A 267-nucleotide genomic window follows, 5' to 3' on the forward strand; every position below is an offset into this window, starting at 1 on the left:
TGGTTACACCGCGCTCGACCATTCCGCCGGCACGAAGACGAATCCCTGCCCCTGACGCGCCACATAGCCGTTGGCGGGGAAGGGGAAGTGATAGCCCGTGACGCGGATGCGGTCGGTGGCCACCATGTCCAGCACGCGGCGGCGGGTGGCGGCGGCCTGATTGCCGTCGAAGTCGAACACGATCTGCCATTCCGGCCGGCGGGTCATGATCTCGGGCCGGTTGGTGATGTCGGCCAGGAAGACCAGCTGATCCGCACCGTCCGAGAC

At 67.0% G+C, this 267-nt stretch carries 1 pseudogene; it reads right to left on the reverse strand.

From position 1 onward, the window contains the following. Positions 1 to 3 precede the first annotated feature (3 nt). A pseudogene (locus ACX6XY_RS30345) lies at positions 4 to 267 on the reverse strand (hypothetical protein); the annotation flags it as partial.

Source organism: Streptomyces sp. O3 (genome assembly GCF_054788135.1).